The 3,101-nt window shown below is 42.1% G+C and carries 3 protein-coding genes; 2 read left to right on the top strand and 1 reads right to left on the bottom strand.

The features are described from left to right. The first annotated feature begins 471 nt into the window (after positions 1–471). Positions 472–858 carry a hypothetical protein gene (locus ACTHRH_RS25515; protein WP_440418261.1) on the top strand — a complete coding sequence of 129 codons (387 nt, stop codon included), beginning with the start codon at positions 472–474 and terminating at the stop codon, positions 856–858. 45 nt (positions 859–903) lie between these two features. Then, on the top strand, positions 904–1,062 hold the full coding sequence (locus ACTHRH_RS25510; RefSeq protein WP_186328418.1) for a hypothetical protein: 159 nt from the start codon (positions 904–906) through the stop codon (positions 1,060–1,062). 491 nt (positions 1,063–1,553) lie between these two features. On the opposite strand, the gene ACTHRH_RS25505 is transcribed toward ACTHRH_RS25510, so the two are convergent. Beyond that, positions 1,554–2,762, bottom strand: coding sequence for an MFS transporter (locus tag ACTHRH_RS25505; protein WP_440418259.1), 1,209 nt, complete (start codon positions 2,760–2,762; stop codon positions 1,554–1,556). Positions 2,763–3,101: the final 339 nt, after the last annotated feature.

Below are 3,101 nucleotides of genomic sequence, written 5' to 3'. Positions count from 1 at the left end.
TTGGGTTACTTTTCCTGTATGCACCTTTAACCTTTATTCCCATGAATTTTTCGACAAGAACTTTTCACTGTCCAGATATTATTAATATATCAAATAAATTTAGAAAGCAACTGCTGGTTGTGATGAACTACTATACAAACCATCGCTTGTTTAAGTGTTTTTCAATATATCAACAACTAGTTATATATTCGCATAAATCAATTATGCAGAATGGCTTTATAATATGGAGGTGTTTTAAAGCGTGAATCGGATGTTTAGATTTTTATCAATTCTTCTCGTCTTATTACCAGTACTTTTCATGCTACGGTTTCCTAACAAAACTTTTTTAGTCTCTAAATTTTATGACTACTTTAATTTAAGGATTGAAGGCAAAACAGTATTTATATTGCCTATCATAATCTTTGTTTGTTTTGTTATTGGAATCTTTTTACTTATAAAGCATTACAAAAAAAGGAGACTTTTAATCATACTATGTCTAACACTTGCCCCCATATTGCTATTCAAAGCATATATATATATTTATTTGTTCATGATGTACGCGCTTTATACTACAATCAAAAAAATAGTTTTTGTGAAATAGGTGTAAATAAAAAGGACGGCCATACTGGATATTGTCAATTTCAAATTACAAATCGCTCAAACAAAGAGATTCGTTTCAAAATCACTATAAGCGACAAGAATTTTATTGATAAAGATTTGAGAGAAATAGTGAGAGAAAGAGAAGAAGAAATCCATACCGCTGGTGCCAATACCACAAAAGTTTTTGAATTAGTATTTCGGAAAGAAGCTGGCTCCGCATCGGATGTATTATCTAAGAAATATTCGGGGATTAACATTGATGTCACAAACGCCCCTTAGAGAGAGATAGATTCAGGTACTTTAACATTTTGACATGGAAGCTAAATGAACTCAACAAGAAAAAGCGTGCTGGTTAAAATTACGGTTTGCTTGTCGATTATCCTGCTGGCTGTGGCCGCTTTTGTGTCGTTCTATAACTTCCCCAAGACGATAGAACTTGAATATCCTGCAGTTTATGTGTTTTACCGGAAATCTCCTCCATAAACAATCTTTTCATTTCCGCACCGGCAACACTTACGAAGAAGCCAGAATTGTGGAATCGAAAACCAACAAATTTACACAACACTTATTCCAAGGATTTTCCTTATTCCATACCACTACATTTCTCCCCAACGTAGTGTTTTGGAATTTTTTTATTCTTTCGCACGCTCCCCGGTCGGCTCGTTAACTCTCCAATATATGCGAATGTATTCCTTTTGTGGACATCCGACATCCTATATAGGTGTTGCTTTCAAAACGAGCAAAAGTGCACGTCTTTTTGCGAATATTCGGTAAATCTCGCAGAAGACGTGCGAATCCGCAGGTCTATCCCCACCCCATTCGGAAAAAACTGTACTTTCGCTGGTCATTCGCCGACTTTGGCTAAAATCCTTCTGAAGACCTGCATTTCTGTCGGTCCTTACGTGGTAACGAGCAACGGTTCACCGGCCTTTTAACCGCCGATCTTACGGCAAATTCGTCCACAGCCTAACAAGCTATACTTTTGCAACGGAGGTCTCCTGCGGCGGAAGCTCCGGGGTCATCTCCAGCTTTTTCTGAAAGTATGGAATGGAAAACAAGGTGCCTATAGCAACGGAGATCAATAGGACAAAGACTACTCCCGAGAAATCTTTAACGAACAAGATAAGTACCAGCATTACACAGCGCGTTAAGCAGATCAAGCATTCCCGCCATACCAGCAGTGAGGACTGCCTCTCGGGAGGATGGTGGCTGATGGCTCTGAACTGCTGGGCATTCCAGGTCGTACCGAAGTAGAACAAGCCAACGGTCGTCATGACATTAGACAATATGAGCACCACGGGCACCGGGTACAGCATCAGCAGAAAACCGCCGGCCAGCAGCAGAATGGCCGCATGGAGCCAGTTCCATTCTCCAAGCTTGAGCTTGCGATACAGAAACAGGGCAAATAATGAGGAAGAGGTGTACAGCGTATTCAACAGAGCTATGATCGTCTTGTCTTCCGTTATGCTGAATGTAAAGAGGAGAGCAAACAAGCCTTGAAACTGCAGGAACAGTCCAGCGGCCAGACAGGACGGAATAAGCCATTTCAGCCTGGGCTCCATGAAGACCTGCCGGTATTTCATCGTTTCCCCCCAGTTCTGCTGGCGGAGGTCCTTGGACTTTAATGATATTCGGGGAAGCGTTAGCGCGGTTATAAGCATGCCGGTCACAAACAGCAGCATCAAGGTGAAGGAGCCGGAATAGCCGAACCAGCCGATCACTTGAGCCGCAACGATAGGAACCGACATATTGGTAATCTGGGAAATAGTGTTCGAGGCGGCAAAAAAATTGCCGAATTCCTGCCCTTTGCCGGAAGTGGAGATACTTAAATTTTGGGCACAGGAAAAGAAGCCCCACATTATGCCCACCGGCATTCCGATGATGGATATCCACAGCATCCGATTATCGAGATGCAGAAAGGAAAGCAGGAGGAAGGCGGTCCCACCGGATAAAGCGGACAGCCCGAATAACAGCCGGATCGACCAGCGCTTCAAGAGCCATGCTCCAAGCGAAAAGGATAGCGCCCAAGTAAGAAACAGGAATAAATTAAACCAGGCTACATCAGCGATTCGATGCCCCTGCTCCCAAATATAAAGGTTCACAAAAATCCCGATGTAGATAAAAATAATGAATGACATGGCATTCATTAAGAGCAGCCTGCGGAACTCTTTGGGCAATCCCACGGACGATCCTCTACTTTCATTGATGTCATTAACCGCGTTACCCTTAACTTAGCACGTCCGTTATCTTTTTCCGAGGCTCAAATATCGTCTAAAATCGCCGCTTGGAGGCAAATTGGAAGGATTCAGCCAATAAATGCCGCGTCCTCGAATCGTGTAGTTTTATTTAGCGTCTTTTAAGCTGTTTTGGAGTTACGATGAATACAGCCCTTATTTAAGACCGGTTTCCTCAAACTTGAAAAAATAGCTGCACTATTACTTTTAATGGTAGCGTCAAGAAGTTTGTGTAAGCTGGTAGGGTTATCCATCGGGACGATGGATAAGAAATATTTTTTATGTTTA

It is taken from the genome of Paenibacillus sp. SAFN-117 (assembly GCF_051966115.1).
In the GTDB taxonomy this organism is placed as follows: Bacteria; Bacillota; Bacilli; order Paenibacillales; family NBRC-103111; genus Paenibacillus_L; species Paenibacillus_L residui.
The sequence above is the reverse complement of the archived record's forward strand: the minus strand, read 5'-3'. Positions and strand labels throughout refer to the sequence as shown.

Coding starts and splice junctions, on each gene's coding strand:
- ACTHRH_RS25510 (WP_186328418.1), top strand. CDS start 904: ATGAACTCAACAAGAAAAAGCGTGCTGGTTAAAATTACGGTTTGCTTG.
- ACTHRH_RS25515 (WP_440418261.1), top strand. CDS start 472: ATGTCTAACACTTGCCCCCATATTGCTATTCAAAGCATATATATATAT.